At 75.2% G+C, this 12783-nt stretch carries 11 protein-coding genes; 9 read left to right on the plus strand and 2 right to left on the minus strand.

Annotation, left to right across the window (positions count from 1 at the left end; genetic code table 11):
- The first annotated feature begins 43 nt into the window (after nt 1-43).
- From B5Y66_RS17495 to B5Y66_RS17515, 5 genes are all read left to right on the plus strand, one after another.
- The gene (locus B5Y66_RS17495; RefSeq protein WP_079575885.1) at nt 44-577 is read left to right on the plus strand and encodes a VOC family protein; all 534 of its coding nucleotides are present in this window, start codon (nt 44-46) and stop codon (nt 575-577) included.
- Between the two features lie 71 nt (nt 578-648).
- Entirely contained in the window at nt 649-1461 is an 813-nt protein-coding gene (locus B5Y66_RS17500; protein WP_079575886.1) for a MerR family transcriptional regulator, read from the plus strand.
- A 45-nt stretch (nt 1462-1506) separates the two neighbouring features.
- Nucleotides 1507-2391, plus strand: a complete 885-nt coding sequence (locus tag B5Y66_RS17505) for an exodeoxyribonuclease III (RefSeq protein ID WP_079575888.1) — start codon at nt 1507-1509, stop codon at nt 2389-2391.
- Between the two features lie 20 nt (nt 2392-2411).
- Nucleotides 2412-3149 (plus strand): septum formation family protein, encoded by a 738-nt coding sequence (locus B5Y66_RS23050; RefSeq protein WP_245807194.1) that lies wholly within the window; start codon nt 2412-2414, stop codon nt 3147-3149.
- A gap of 439 nt (nt 3150-3588) precedes the next feature.
- A complete protein-coding gene (locus B5Y66_RS17515) occupies nt 3589-4437 on the plus strand; it encodes a C40 family peptidase (protein WP_245807195.1) in 849 nt (282 codons plus the stop codon).
- Nucleotides 4438-4527: 90 nt separating this feature from the next.
- Here B5Y66_RS17515 and clpB read toward each other — a convergent pair whose 3' ends face one another.
- The gene (clpB, locus tag B5Y66_RS17520; protein ID WP_079575889.1) at nt 4528-7140 is read right to left on the minus strand and encodes an ATP-dependent chaperone ClpB; all 2613 of its coding nucleotides are present in this window, start codon (nt 7138-7140) and stop codon (nt 4528-4530) included.
- A 148-nt stretch (nt 7141-7288) separates the two neighbouring features.
- Between clpB and B5Y66_RS17525 the strand changes: the two genes are divergently transcribed.
- From B5Y66_RS17525 to B5Y66_RS17540, 4 genes are all read left to right on the plus strand, one after another.
- Nucleotides 7289-8377 carry an LppM family (lipo)protein gene (locus tag B5Y66_RS17525; protein WP_139820955.1) on the plus strand — a complete coding sequence of 363 codons (1089 nt, stop codon included), beginning with the start codon at nt 7289-7291 and terminating at the stop codon, nt 8375-8377.
- Nucleotides 8370-9344, plus strand: a complete 975-nt coding sequence (locus B5Y66_RS17530; RefSeq protein ID WP_079575891.1) for an alpha/beta hydrolase — start codon at nt 8370-8372, stop codon at nt 9342-9344. Before B5Y66_RS17525 ends, B5Y66_RS17530 begins: the two co-directional genes overlap by 8 nt.
- A gap of 73 nt (nt 9345-9417) precedes the next feature.
- Entirely contained in the window at nt 9418-11067 is a 1650-nt protein-coding gene (locus B5Y66_RS17535) for an AlkA N-terminal domain-containing protein (RefSeq protein WP_079575892.1), read from the plus strand.
- 72 nt (nt 11068-11139) lie between these two features.
- Nucleotides 11140-11685 carry a methylated-DNA--[protein]-cysteine S-methyltransferase gene (locus B5Y66_RS17540; RefSeq protein ID WP_079575894.1) on the plus strand — a complete coding sequence of 182 codons (546 nt, stop codon included), beginning with the start codon at nt 11140-11142 and terminating at the stop codon, nt 11683-11685.
- A gap of 21 nt (nt 11686-11706) precedes the next feature.
- Here the strand turns inward: B5Y66_RS17540 and B5Y66_RS17545 are convergent, their stop codons facing one another.
- Nucleotides 11707-12774 carry a cation diffusion facilitator family transporter gene (locus B5Y66_RS17545; protein ID WP_079575896.1) on the minus strand — a complete coding sequence of 356 codons (1068 nt, stop codon included), beginning with the start codon at nt 12772-12774 and terminating at the stop codon, nt 11707-11709.
- Between the last annotated feature and the right edge of the window lie 9 nt (nt 12775-12783).

The raw sequence follows: 12783 nt of genomic DNA on the forward strand, positions 1-12783 counted from the left end.
CCGGGCTTGACCCTCACGCGACGTCAGGCTCCAGGCTGGCCGCATGACCGACGACACCTTTCCCGCGTTCAGCATCAGCCCCGTCCCGCAGCCCGGCGCCGGCGTGCAGCCGCCCGAGCTGTTCCGCGGCATCTACGGCATGCCGATGTTCGTCAACGTCCCGACCGACGACCTCGAGGCCTCCACCGACTTCTGGGTGAACGGCCTCGGCTTCTTCGAGTTCTTCGCCGCCCCGGGCACCGTGGTGCACCTGCGCCGGTGGGCGTTCCAGGACGTGCTGCTCGTGCCTGCAGAGCCCGCCGCGGGGGCCGGCCCGCTGAGCGTGAGCTTCTCGTGCGTGCAGGGCGAGATCGAGGCGATCGCGGCGGCCTGCGAGCGCGTGGCCCCCGGCTCGACCACCGGCCCGCGGGTGCAGCCGTGGGGCACGCTCGACCTGGAGGTCGTGACACCCGAGCGGACGCGCGTCGTCATGACCGCGGCACGGCCGTGGGACCCGACCAGCCCGGAGGCCCAGCACGTCCGCGACGAGCTGGGCTTCGGCGCCGAGGGCGCGCCCGGCAGCCCGACAGCGCGGTGACGTCGCGACTCCTCGTCGTCCCGCGCCAGGACGAGAAGGAACCGCGACGTCACCGGGGCAGACTGGGCGCCATGGCTTCCCGACCCGTACCCGCGCCCGACGCCGACGGCCTCACCGTCGGAGCCACGGCGCGGGCCGCGGGCATCACCGTCCGCACCCTGCACCACTGGGACGCGGTGGGGCTGGTCCGCCCGTCGGCGCGCACGCCCGCGGGCTACCGCGTGTACACGGCGTCGGACCTCGCCCGCGTGCACCGCGTGGCCCTCTACCGCGAGCTCGACGTGCCGCTCGAGGAGATCCGCGCGCTGCTCGACGCCCCCGAGGGCGCGGACGCCTCCCTCCGCCGCCAGCGCGACCTGGTGCGCGAGCGGCAGCGCCGGCTGGGGCACGCGGCCGACGCCCTTGACCGGCTGGTCGAGGCCCGCGAACGCGGCGTCCTGCTGCCCCCCGAGGAGCAGGTCGCCCTGTTCGGCGACCGCTGGCAGCCGACCTGGGCCGCCGGGGCCCGCGAGCGGTGGGGCGACACCGACCAGTGGGCCCAGTTCGCCGAGCGGGCGGCCGAGCGCACCCCCGAGCAGTGGCAGGCCGTCGCGACGGAAGCCGAGGCCGTCCTCGCCGCGCTCGCCGACGCGATGGGCCGCGGCGTACGCCCGGGCAGCGACGAGGCGGACACGCTCGCCGAGCGGCACCGGGCGTCGCTCGGCGCGTACTTCGACGTCACGCACGCGATGCACGTCGTCATCGCGCGGATGTACGCGTCCGAAGCCGACTTCGCCGCCAACCACGACGCCTACCGGCCCGGCCTGACCGCGTGGCTGCGGGAGGTCGTCGACGCGAACGCCCGCGCGCACGGCGTCGACCCGGCCACCGCCACCTGGGAGTGACGACGCCCCGCCGTCCCGACCGGGTCCGCAGGTAGCCTGTCGCCCGTGCGTCTCGCCACCTGGAACGTCAACTCCGTCCGTGCCCGCGTCGACCGGGTGATCGCCTTCCTGGAGCGGTCCCAGACCGACGTCCTCGCGATCCAGGAGACCAAGTGCCGCGACGAGCAGTTCCCCGTCGCGGCGTTCGAGGCCGCGGGTTACGAGGTGGCGCACGTCGGGCACTCCGCGTGGAACGGCGTCGCGATCGCGTCGCGGGTCGGGATCGCGGACGTGGAGACGTCGTTCCCCGGCCAGCCCGGCTTCGCCAAGCCGGCCGCTCCGGCGCCCGCCGACGACGCGCCCGCCGAAGCCCCCGACGCGTCCCCCGACGAGGCACCGGCCACCCTGCTGGAGGTGCCGCCGCCCGTCGAGGCTCGGGCGCTCGGCGCCACCTGCGCCGGCGTGCGGGTCTGGTCGCTGTACGTGCCGCACGGTCGCGCCGTCGACGACCCGCACTACGCCTACAAGCTCGCCTGGCTGGGCGCGCTGCACGACGCCGCGGCCGGCTGGCTCGACGACGACCCGCGCACGCAGGTCGCGCTCGTCGGGGACTGGAACGTCATCCCCCTCGACACGGACGTCTACGACCCGGCCGCGTTCGCCGGGCACACGCACGTCACCCCGGCGGAGCGGCAGGCGTTCACCGCGTTCGCCACCGCCGGGTACACGGAGGTGACTCGCGAGCACCTGCCCGCCGAGCACACCTACACGTACTGGGACTACCAGCAGCTCGCGTTCCCGCGGAACAAGGGCCTGCGCATCGACTTCGCGTACACCTCCCCCGCGGTGCGCGAGCGCATCACCGGCGTCGTCATCGACCGCGACGAGCGCAAGGGCAAAGGCGCCAGCGACCACGTCCCGGTCATCCTCGACCTCGCCGACCCGGCCTGACGGCGGGCGAGGAGCACGTCGTGACCACCGAGCCGAACGGCAGCGACCACCCCGCCACGCCCCCGGGCACCGACCCGGCACGACCCGAGCCGGCACGACCCGAGCCGGCCACGGCACCGCCGTCGGAGCCCGTCTTCGCGGCGCCCACGCCGCGGGGCGCGCTGCCCGCCGAGGGCCTGGCCGACCTGGGGCTGCCCGGCACGGCGCCGCCGCCCGAGGGGCCGGCTCGCCCGGGCGGTGCCGGGACGGGCGCTCGCCCGACGGGCGCGGACCGTGCCCGCTCGCGGCGTCTCGCGGTCCGCACGGGCGTGGGGATCATCGCCGTCGCCGTCGTCGGCGGCGCGGTCGCGCTCGGGGTCACGGCGGCGCGCGACCGGGCCCGCACCCCCGTCCCGGCCGCGGTGCCCGGCCCGCAGGAGGTGAACGCGGTCCAGCTCGTGCTGGGCTCCTGCCTGCGCGACCTGCCGGCGGGCGACGTCGGCCGGGTGACGGTCGTGCCGTGCGACGACGAGCACGCGGCCCAGGTGGTGGGCCGCACCGACTCCGCCGCCGGCGCCGTCTGGCCCGGCCAGGACGCGCTGGTCCGCACGGTGTCCGCCACCTGCGGGCCGGAGCTGCTGGGCGCCGCGAGCCGCGATGCCGAGGGCGTGACCTTCGTCGTCCTGACCCCGTCCGAGGCCGGCTGGGAGTCCGGCGACCGCACCGGGCTGTGCCTCGCGACGACGGTCTCCCCCGGGTCGGTCGACCTGCTGCGCTGATCGGCTCGCGGCCCGACGCAGGGCACGGCCGCCGGATCCACCCACGGGTGGATTCCTACAGTGACCTTCGTCACATTCGGTATCACGCGAGCACGCCCGGTTCGGACTGGGATGCCCCGACTCGTCCAGCACCGACGCACCCCGACGGTTGCTCGGCCGACACGCCGTCGTCGTTATCTCAGCGTGACCTGCGGGGCTCGCGAGGGTTAGCGTCCCTCGACCGCACCCAGCACGGGTGCCGGCCGACCGGGACGCAGCCGAGTGCTGCCGGCGTCCCGGTGACCACGACACCGACGGCAGCAGCGGGAGACCCACTTCCGGCCGGCCGCCCGGGCACACCGCCCGGACGCTCCCGGCCTTGGGGTTCAGCCACCTTGGTGGCGGGCCAACGATCTCGGCCTCACCCGACAGCTCATCTCGCAGGCTGGAGGTCACGTCCATGCCCACGTCCCACGCTCCCGCGCGCCCCGGCACCGCCGCCGTGGCCGCCCGCCGGCCCCGCCGGGCGATCATCGCCCTCGCCGTCGCCGGCGCCCTCACCGGCGGCACGCTCATCGCCGTCGCCCCCCACGCCTCCGCCTCGACCGGCTCCACGTCCGCGGGCGTGAGCACCGTCGCCGTCCACGCGGCCAAGGGCAAGGTCAAGCCCCGCACCGTCTTCAGCGCGTCCAAGCACACGATGGTGAAGAACTCCGGCCGGCACCGCCCGGCGTTCACCATGAAGGCCACGCACTCCGGCAAGGCGATCTCCGGCCGCGCCAAGCTCGTCATGAACGGCAAGGTCGTCTCGACCAAGCGCCTGCACTCCGGCAAGGCCACCTTCAAGCCGGTCTGGGGCCAGTACAAGGTCGGCAAGAACAAGGTCCGCATCCTCGTGGCGCCGACTTCGGACAACCTCGCGAACAAGTCGTCGCGCACCACCGGCGTCACCGCGAAGAAGCCCGGCTCGCCCGTCGTGCGGATCGCCAGCTCCAAGGTCGGCGCCCGCTACGTGCACGGCGCCACCGGCCCGAACGCGTTCGACTGCTCGGGCTTCACGTCGTACGTGTACAAGAAGGCGATCGGCAAGACCATGCCGCGCACCTCGTCCGCGCAGAAGCACGTGGGCAAGCGCGTCTCGCGCGCCAACGCCAAGCCCGGCGACCTGATCTGGACCCCCGGCCACGTCGCCATCTACATCGGCAACGGCAAGCAGATCGACGCCGGCCGCCCGGGCGTCGGTGTCGTCAAGCGCAACATCTGGCAGTCGAACCCGACCTTCATCCGGGTCAGCAGCAAGGCCGTCTGACTCCTGCCGAGGTAGTTCGAGAATCGCCGAGGTAGTTCGAGGGGGCGGTCCGCATCTGATGCGGGCCGCCCCCTTCGAGCTACCTCGACGTCATGCCTGCCGCGTCACGACCAGCCCCGCGGCGTCGGGGCCGAGGTCGACGACGACGGTGTCGCCGTCGGTCACCGCCCCCGACAGCAGCTCCCTGGCGAGACGGTCGCCGATCTCGCGCTGCACCAGGCGACGCAAGGGGCGGGCGCCGTACGCGGGGTCGAAGCCCTCGAGCGCCAGCCACTCGCGCGCGGCGGGCGTGACGTCGACCCCGATGCGCCGGTCGGCCAGCCGGGCGGCGAACGCCGCGACCTGCAGGTCGACGATCTCGCCGAGCTCCTCGACGCTGAGGGCGTCGAAGACCACCACGTCGTCGAGCCGGTTGAGGAACTCCGGCTTGAACGACGCGCGCACGGCCGCCATGACGGCCTCGCGGCGGGCGGCGTCGTCGAGCGCCGGGTCCACGAGGAACTGCGACCCCAGGTTCGACGTCAGCACCAGGATGACGTTGCGGAAGTCCACCGTGCGGCCCTGGCCGTCGGTGAGGCGGCCGTCGTCGAGCACCTGCAGCAGGATGTCGAAGACCTCGGGGTGCGCCTTCTCCACCTCGTCCAGCAGGACGACGGAGTACGGGCGCCGCCGCACGGCCTCCGTGAGCTGGCCGCCCTCCTCGTAGCCGACGTAGCCCGGAGGGGCGCCGACGAGCCGCGACACGGAGTGCTTCTCCGCGTACTCCGACATGTCGATGCGCACCATGGCGCGCTCGTCGTCGAAGAGGAAGTCCGCGAGCGACTTGGCCAGCTCCGTCTTGCCGACGCCGGTCGGGCCGAGGAAGAGGAACGACCCGGTCGGGCGGTCGGGGTCGGCCACACCGGCCCGCGAGCGCCGGACGGCGTCGGAGACCGCGCGCACCGCCGTCGTCTGACCGATGAGGCGCTCGCCGAGCACGTCCTCCATGTGCAGAAGCTTCTCGGACTCGCCCTGCAGCAGGCGCCCGGCCGGGATGCCCGTCCAGGCGGAGACCACCTCGGCGATCTCGTCCGAGCCCACCTTGTCGGCGATCATCGGCGCCTCGTGCGCCGTCGCGGTGCCGTCGGCATCCTGCGACGCCTCGGCCTGCTCGGCCTCGACGAGCTGGCGCTCGACCTGCGGGATCTCCCCGTACAGCAGGCGGGCGGCGGCCTCGAGGTCGCCCTCGCGCTGCAGGCGGTCGGACTCGGTGCGCAGCTCGTCGATGCGGGCACGCAGGTCGCCGACGCGGTTGTGGCCGGCCTTCTCCGACTCCCACCGCGCGGTGAGCGCGGCCAGCTGCTCGCGGGTGTCCGCGAGGTCGGCGCGCAGCCGCTCCAGGCGGTCCTTCGACCCCGCGTCGTCGGACTCCTTGAGCACGACCTCCTCCATCTCGAGGCGGGTGACCGCGCGCTGCAGCTCGTCGATCTCGACGGGCGATGAGTCCATCTCCATGCGCAGGCGCGACGCCGCCTCGTCGACCAGGTCGATCGCCTTGTCGGGGAGCTGGCGTCCGGAGATGTACCGGTCGGACAGCGCGGCGGCGGCGACGAGCGCGGAGTCCGCGATCGTCACCTTGTGGTGCGCCTCGTACCGCTCCTTGAGCCCGCGCAGGATGGCGACGGTGTCCTCCACGGACGGCTCGCCGACGAACACCTGCTGGAAGCGACGCTCGAGGGCCGGGTCCTTCTCGATGTGCTCGCGGTACTCGTCGAGCGTCGTGGCGCCGACCAGGCGCAGCTCGCCGCGGGCGAGCATCGGCTTGAGCATGTTGCCGGCATCCATGGCGCCCTCGCCGCCGGCGCCCGCACCGACCACGGTGTGCAGCTCGTCGATGAAGGTGATGACCTCGCCGTCGGACGCGGTGATCTCCTCGAGCACGGCCTTGAGCCGCTCCTCGAACTCGCCGCGGTACTTGGCGCCCGCGACCATCGCGGCCAGGTCGAGCGCGACGAGGCGCTTGCCCTGCAGCGAGGTCGGGACGTCGCCCGCGACGATGCGCTGGGCCAGCCCCTCGACGACGGCGGTCTTGCCGACGCCGGGCTCGCCGATGAGCACGGGGTTGTTCTTGGTGCGGCGGCTCAGCACCTGCACGACGCGGCGGATCTCGGCGTCGCGCCCGATGACCGGGTCGAGCTTGCCGTCGCGGGCGGCCTGCGTGAGGTCGGTGCCGTACTGCTCCAGCGCCTTGTACGTGCCCTCGGGGTTGGGGCTGGTGACGCGGCTCGACCCGCGGACGGCGGGCAGCGCGGCGCGCAGGGCGTCGGCGGTGGCACCCGCCTCGGTGAGCGCCTGCGCGGCGGCGGACTGCCCGGCGGCGAGCGCGATGAGCAGGTGCTCGGTCGAGACGTACTCGTCGCCGAGGGCCTCGGCCTCCTTGCCCGCGTTCTCCAGGACGGCGCTCATGGCGCGCGACGGCGAGGGCTGGGCGACGGCGGAACCGCTCGCCTGCGGCAGGGCGACGAGGGCCGCGCGGGTGCGCTGGCCGATCTGCTGGGCGTTGGCGCCGACGGCGTCGAGCAGACCGACGGCGACGCCGCCGGTCTGCTGGAGCATCGCCTGCAGCAGGTGCACCGGCTCGAGCTGGGGGTTGCCCGCGGCGGCCGCCGACTGGACGGCGTCGCCGAGGGCCTGCTGCGACATGGTCGTGAGCTTGATGTCCATGGGACCTCCGGGATGACGTGCGATGACACGGGTAGAACGTCTGTCGGGGGGAACGTCGCCAAAGTTGAGTCTATTCCGCTCAACTTTGATCGCAAGCCGCCCCGGGTGCCGGGTGGCTGCCCGACGGCGGCTGCGGGATGCTGGGGCGGTGACCACTCCAGCCCGCGGCCCCGTGCGCCGCCTCCGCACCGCGATCGCGGCGGCCCTGGCCGCCGTCGGCCTCCTCGCCCTCGCCGGGTGCATGAAGGTCGACATGGACATGACGCTCTCCGAGGACGACACCGTCTCCGGCACGATCGTCATGGCCGTCTCCAACAGCCTCGCCGAGACCATGGGGATGGAACCCGGCGAGCTGTGGAACCAGGCCGGCGGGGAGCTGTCGCAGAACCTGCCCGAGGGCGCCACCCAGGAGCCGTACTCCGACGACGAGTACACGGGCACCAAGTACACCTTCACCGACGCGCCGATCAGCCAGATCTCCGGGGAGGGCGGCGAGGACCTCACGATCACCCGCGACGGCGACGACTACGTCGTCGACGGCACCATGAACCTCTCCGAGGGCGCGGACCAGCTCGAGTCCCTGCCGCAGAACGTGCAGGACGCCTTCGACGTGCGGCTCGCCATCACCTTCCCCGGGCCCGTCAGCGACGCCACCGGCACCATCGACGGCAACACCGTCACCTGGACCCCGAAGGTCGGCGAGGACACGGAGATCCACGCCGTCGGCGCGGCCGAAGAGGGTGCGGGAGGCTTCCCCTGGTGGATCGTCGGGCTCGTCGTCGGGCTGGTCGTCATCGGCCTCGTGGTGTGGTTCGTGGTGCGGAACAACCGTCGTCCGGCCGCCGTCACCGGCACCTCGGCGGGCGACGCCACCTTCGCCGCGCAGGCGGCACCCGGATCCGTGCCCGCCGCCGGGCCGACGCCCGAGGAGCAGGTCTTCGGCGCGCCGCACGCCGGCGAGCCCACGACCGGCCCCGTGGCCGAGCCGCTCGAGCCGGAGGCCGCGCCCGAGACCGCACCGCCGGCCGGCCCGACGACAGGCCCCGTCGCGGAGCCCCTCGAGCCCGAGCGCCCGGGTGCGGAGGACACGCTCCGCCAGGAGCCCGTCCAGGACGCCGCTCCCCCGGCCGCACCGGAGCCCGAGGCCGCTCCTCCCGCCGCGCCCGAGCCCGAGGCCGCACCCCAGGCCGAGCCCGGCGACGAGGACCGCCCGTCCGGCCCGACGCAGGGTGCCTGACGCGCCGGCCGCGCCACGCCCCGACGCCGGGGCATGGCGCGAGGACGTCCTCGGTCCGGACTTCCAGGCGCGCACCCTGCCGCTGCCCCGCGGCGCGGAGGCGGTGCTGGTGCGCCACGTGCCGTCCACGCCCGGCGAAGGCGGCACGCCGGCGCGCACCGCCGTGCTGTACGTGCACGGCTTCGCGGACTACTTCTTCCACCCGCACCTCGCGGCGGCCGTCGCCGGTCGCGGGCTCGCCTTCTACGCCGTCGACCTGCGCGGGCACGGGCGCGCCTGGGACGCGCAGGTGACCGCCGGGGGCGACCCGAACCAGGTCCGCGACATCGCCGTGTACGCGCAGGACCTCGACGCCGCGGCCGCCGCCGTCCGGGCTGTCGGGCACGAGCGCCTCGTCGTCCTCGGCCACTCCACCGGCGGGCTCGTGGCTCCCCTGTGGGCGGCGGCCCGCCCCGGCCGGGCGGACGCGCTGGCGCTCAACAGCCCGTGGGTCCAGCTCAACAAGCCGGGCCCCGTGCGGTTGGCGGCCACGGCGCTCGTCGAGGCGCTCGGCGTCGTCGCGCCCCGCGCCGTCGTGAACCACCTCGACGACGGGTACGCGCGCGCCCTGCACCGCACCCACGACGGCGAGTGGGACTTCGACCCGGCGTGGAAGCCGCACGAGCCGTTCCCTGTCCGGGCCGCCTGGCTGCGGTCGGTGCTGCGGGCCCAGCGCCGACTCGCCCGCGGGCTGGCGCTGGACATCCCCGTGCTCGTGCTCACGTCGGACCGCTCCACCGCCGACCAGCACCTCACCACCGACACCGTGCTCGACGTCGCGCACATGCGTGCCCGGGCACGGCGGCTCGGCGACGACGTCACCGTCCGCACCGTCGCGGGCGGCACGCACGACCTCGCCCTGTCCCCGCGCCCCGCCCGCGACGCGTACCTCACCGCCGTCCTCGACTGGATCGAGGCCCTGCCCTAGTGCCGAACAGGCGCCCCACGGTCGTGTCCGATTCCCGCTAGCCGCCGTCGGTGGCGCGCGCGAGGATGAGGGCATGACGACGACAGCCCGGCCCGACGTCCCGGCCCCGAGCGCCCCCGACGCGCGGGACTTCGACGAGCGCTACCGCGCCATCGCGGCGCGGGACACCCGGTTCGACGGACAGTTCTTCACGGCCGTGCGGTCCACCGGCATCTACTGCCGCCCGTCCTGCCCGGCGCGCACCCCCAAGCCGGAGAACGTCACCTTCTACCTCACCTCGGCCGCGGCGCACGAGGCCGGCTACCGCGCCTGCAAGCGGTGCCTGCCCGAGGCCGCGCCCGGCACACCCGCGTGGGACCTGCGGCACGACCTCGCCGGCCGCGCGATGCGCCTCATCGCGGACGGCGTCGTCGACCGCGAGGGCACGGACGGGCTCGCGGCCCGCCTCGGCTACAGCACCCGGCACGTGCACCGGCTGCTGACGACGGAGCTCGGCGCCGGGCCGCTCGCCCTCGCCCGCGCGCAGCGGGCCCAGACGGCGCGCAGCCTGGTCGTCGGCACGGACCTGCCGCTGTCGGACGTCGCGTTCGCGGCCGGCTTCGGCTCCATCCGCCAGTTCAACGACACGATGACCGGGGTGTTCGACACGGCGCCGAGCGACCTGCGCGCCCGCGCCCGCCGTCGCGGCCGCCCCGAGGCCGCCGTCCGGCGCGGGGCCTCCCCCGTCCCGTGGCCCCTCGACGCGCGGGACCGCGTGCTGGCAGCCGATGGTGGCTGCGACGTCGCACGGGTGCGCCTCGACCTCGAGCTGCCGGTGCGCGAGCCGTTCGACGCCCGCGGCGTGGTGGCGTTCCTCGCGGCGCGCGCCGTCGACGGGGTCGAGGTCGCCGACCTCGACGGCGACGACGTGCGGTACGCCCGCACGCTGCTGCTCCCCCACGGGCCGGGCGCTGCGGAGGTCGTGGCCGGGCCGGGCGTGGGACCCGGCCGGGTCGCCGTGCGGCTCGAGCTCGCGTCGGCCACCGACGTCTCGGTCGCCGTCGCCCGCCTGCGCCGGCTGCTCGACCTGGACGCCGACCCGGCCGCCGTCGACACCGCCCTCGCGGACGACCCGGCGCTCGCGCCGCTGGTCGCACGCGCCCCCGGCCTGCGGGTGCCCGGCACGGTGGACCCCCACGAGATCGTGGTGCGCGCGATCGTCGGGCAGCAGATCAGCGTGGCCGCCGCCCGCACGCACCTGAGCCGCCTCGCCGCCGGCGTGGGCACGCCGTACGAGTCGGCCGTGCCCGGCCTGACCCGGCTGTTCCCCACGCCCGCGCAGATCGCGACCTCGGCGGCGGACCACCTGCGCCTGCCGGCCCGGTCCGTCGCGACGGTCGTCGACACCGCCGGCGCGCTGGCCGACGGCACCCTGAGCGTCGGGGTGGGCGACGACGGCGACGCGCTGCGCGCCGCGCTCGTCGCCCGGCGGGGCATCGGGCCGTGGACCGCCGCCTACGTCGCGATGCGCGTGCTGCGCGACCCGGACTCCTGGCTCGACGGCGACGTCGCCCTCCTCGCGGGCGCCGCGGCGGCAGGCGTCGGCCTCCCCGGCCTGCCCGACGACGCCTCCCGCGCCGCCCGGTCCCGCGCCCTCGCCGCCCGCGCGGAGCGCTGGGCGCCGTGGCGCTCGTACGCCGCGATGCACCTGTGGCGCGCCGCCCTCCCGCCGAGCATGCAGTAGCGCTCGCTCTCCGCCCGCCTTCCGAGCGCAACTGCCTGCTCGGCACCCGACCCGACACCCCCGGAGGTTCCGATGACCGCGACGACCACCACGACCGCCACGACCGCCCGCACCACCACCGTCCCCACGCCGGACGGCCCGTTCACCGTCGTCGTCGACCCGGACGGCACGGTGCTCGCCTCCGGCTGGACGACCGACGCGGATGCCCTCGTCGGCCTCACCCACCCCGACCTCCGGCCGGCCGCCACGACCCCGGTGCCCGACGACGACCCCGCCGTCACGACCGCCGTCGCGGCCGTGCGCGCCTACTACGGGGGTGACGTGCACGCGATCGACGACGTGCCGGTGCGCCAGGTCTCCGGCCCGTACCGCGCCCACGCGTGGGACGTGCTGCGCACCGTCGAGGCGGGCGAACCCGTCACCTACACCCGTTACGCGGAGCTCTCCGGCCGGTCTGCCGCCGTCCGCGCGGCCGCCGGCGCCTGCGCGATGAACGCGGCCGCCCTGTTCGTGCCGTGCCACCGCGTGCTGCGCACCGACGGCAGCCTCGGCGGCTTCCGCTACGGCCTCGACGTCAAGCGCAGCCTCCTCGCGCACGAGGCGCGCCACACGGACTGAGCCCGGAGCGACCGGCGGCGGTCAGAGCGACGGCTCCTCCGGCGTCGAGACCGTGAACACCGCCCCCGCGACGGCGGGCACCCGCGTGGCGGTCCGCTCGAGGTCGTCGAGCCGCCGCGCGACCGTCTCCTCCGGCTCGTTGCCGCTCAGGTCGACGCTGGCGACGAGGTACAGCGACCGCGGCCCGACGTACTCGAGCCGCAGGTAGGTGACACGCTCGACCTGCGGCATGCTCACGAGGTGCGCGAGCACGGCGGCCCGCGTCTCGGGCCGGGCCGCCTCGCCGACGAGGAAGCGGCGGTTGCGGTCGACGAGGACGAGGGACACCACGGCCAGCACGACGCCCACGACGATCGACCCGACGGCGTCGGGCACGGGCGAGCCCGTGAGCTGGTGCGCGAGCACCCCCGAGAAGGCGACCACGAGGCCGACCAGGGCCGCGGCGTCCTCGGCGAAGACGGCGCGCAGGGTGGGGTCGGAGGTGACCAGCACGTGGTGCAGCACGTCGTGCTCCGCCTTCTTCGCCTCGGCGCGCGCCTGCCGCGAGGCCTGCAGGAACGAGAAACCCTCGAGCACGAGCGCGAGGCCGAGCACCGCGTACGCGACCCCGAAGTCGCTCGCGGGCTCGGGGTGCACCAGCTCCTGGATGCCGTGCGTGATGGACACCCCGGCGCCGACGGCGAACAGCCCGATGGCGGCGAACATCGACCAGACGTATGCCTCCCGGCCGAAGCCGAGGGGGTGCTCCCGGTCGGCGGGGCGGCGCGAGCGCCGGTCGGCGACGAGCAGGAAGATCTCGTTCCCGGTGTCCGCCCACGAGTGCACGGCCTCCGCGAGCATCGACGCCGACCCGGTGACGACCGCGGCCCCGGACTTCGCGACGGCGACGAACGCGTTGGCGGCGAACGCGATGATCACCGTGACCGTGCTCTCGCCGCCGTGCGTGTCCTGCACGACGCGCGGGCTGACGCCGGGCTGCGGCGGCGGTGCCCCCGGCTCGGCCTCGGCAGGGTGCGTGAACGCCTCGAACGGGTCGGGTGCGGTGGTCGGGTCCGGCTCGCGGGAGGGTCCGGGCTCGGCAGGTGCCATGCGCCCGGT

It is taken from the genome of Krasilnikoviella flava, from assembly GCF_900167525.1.
GTDB classification, from domain to species: Bacteria; Actinomycetota; Actinomycetes; order Actinomycetales; family Cellulomonadaceae; genus Isoptericola; species Isoptericola flavus.

Excerpts from the sequence above, each read along its gene's own strand:
- B5Y66_RS17495 (WP_079575885.1), top strand. The coding sequence starts at position 44 with ATGACCGACGACACCTTTCCCGCGTTCAGCATCAGCCCCGTCCCGCAG.
- B5Y66_RS17500 (WP_079575886.1), top strand. The coding sequence starts at position 649 with ATGGCTTCCCGACCCGTACCCGCGCCCGACGCCGACGGCCTCACCGTC.
- B5Y66_RS17535 (WP_079575892.1), top strand. The coding sequence starts at position 9,418 with ATGACGACGACAGCCCGGCCCGACGTCCCGGCCCCGAGCGCCCCCGAC.
- B5Y66_RS17540 (WP_079575894.1), top strand. The coding sequence starts at position 11,140 with ATGACCGCGACGACCACCACGACCGCCACGACCGCCCGCACCACCACC.
- clpB (WP_079575889.1), bottom strand. The coding sequence starts at position 7,140 with ATGGACATCAAGCTCACGACCATGTCGCAGCAGGCCCTCGGCGACGCC.
- B5Y66_RS17545 (WP_079575896.1), bottom strand. The coding sequence starts at position 12,774 with ATGGCACCTGCCGAGCCCGGACCCTCCCGCGAGCCGGACCCGACCACC.
- B5Y66_RS17515 (WP_245807195.1), top strand. The coding sequence starts at position 3,589 with ATGCCCACGTCCCACGCTCCCGCGCGCCCCGGCACCGCCGCCGTGGCC.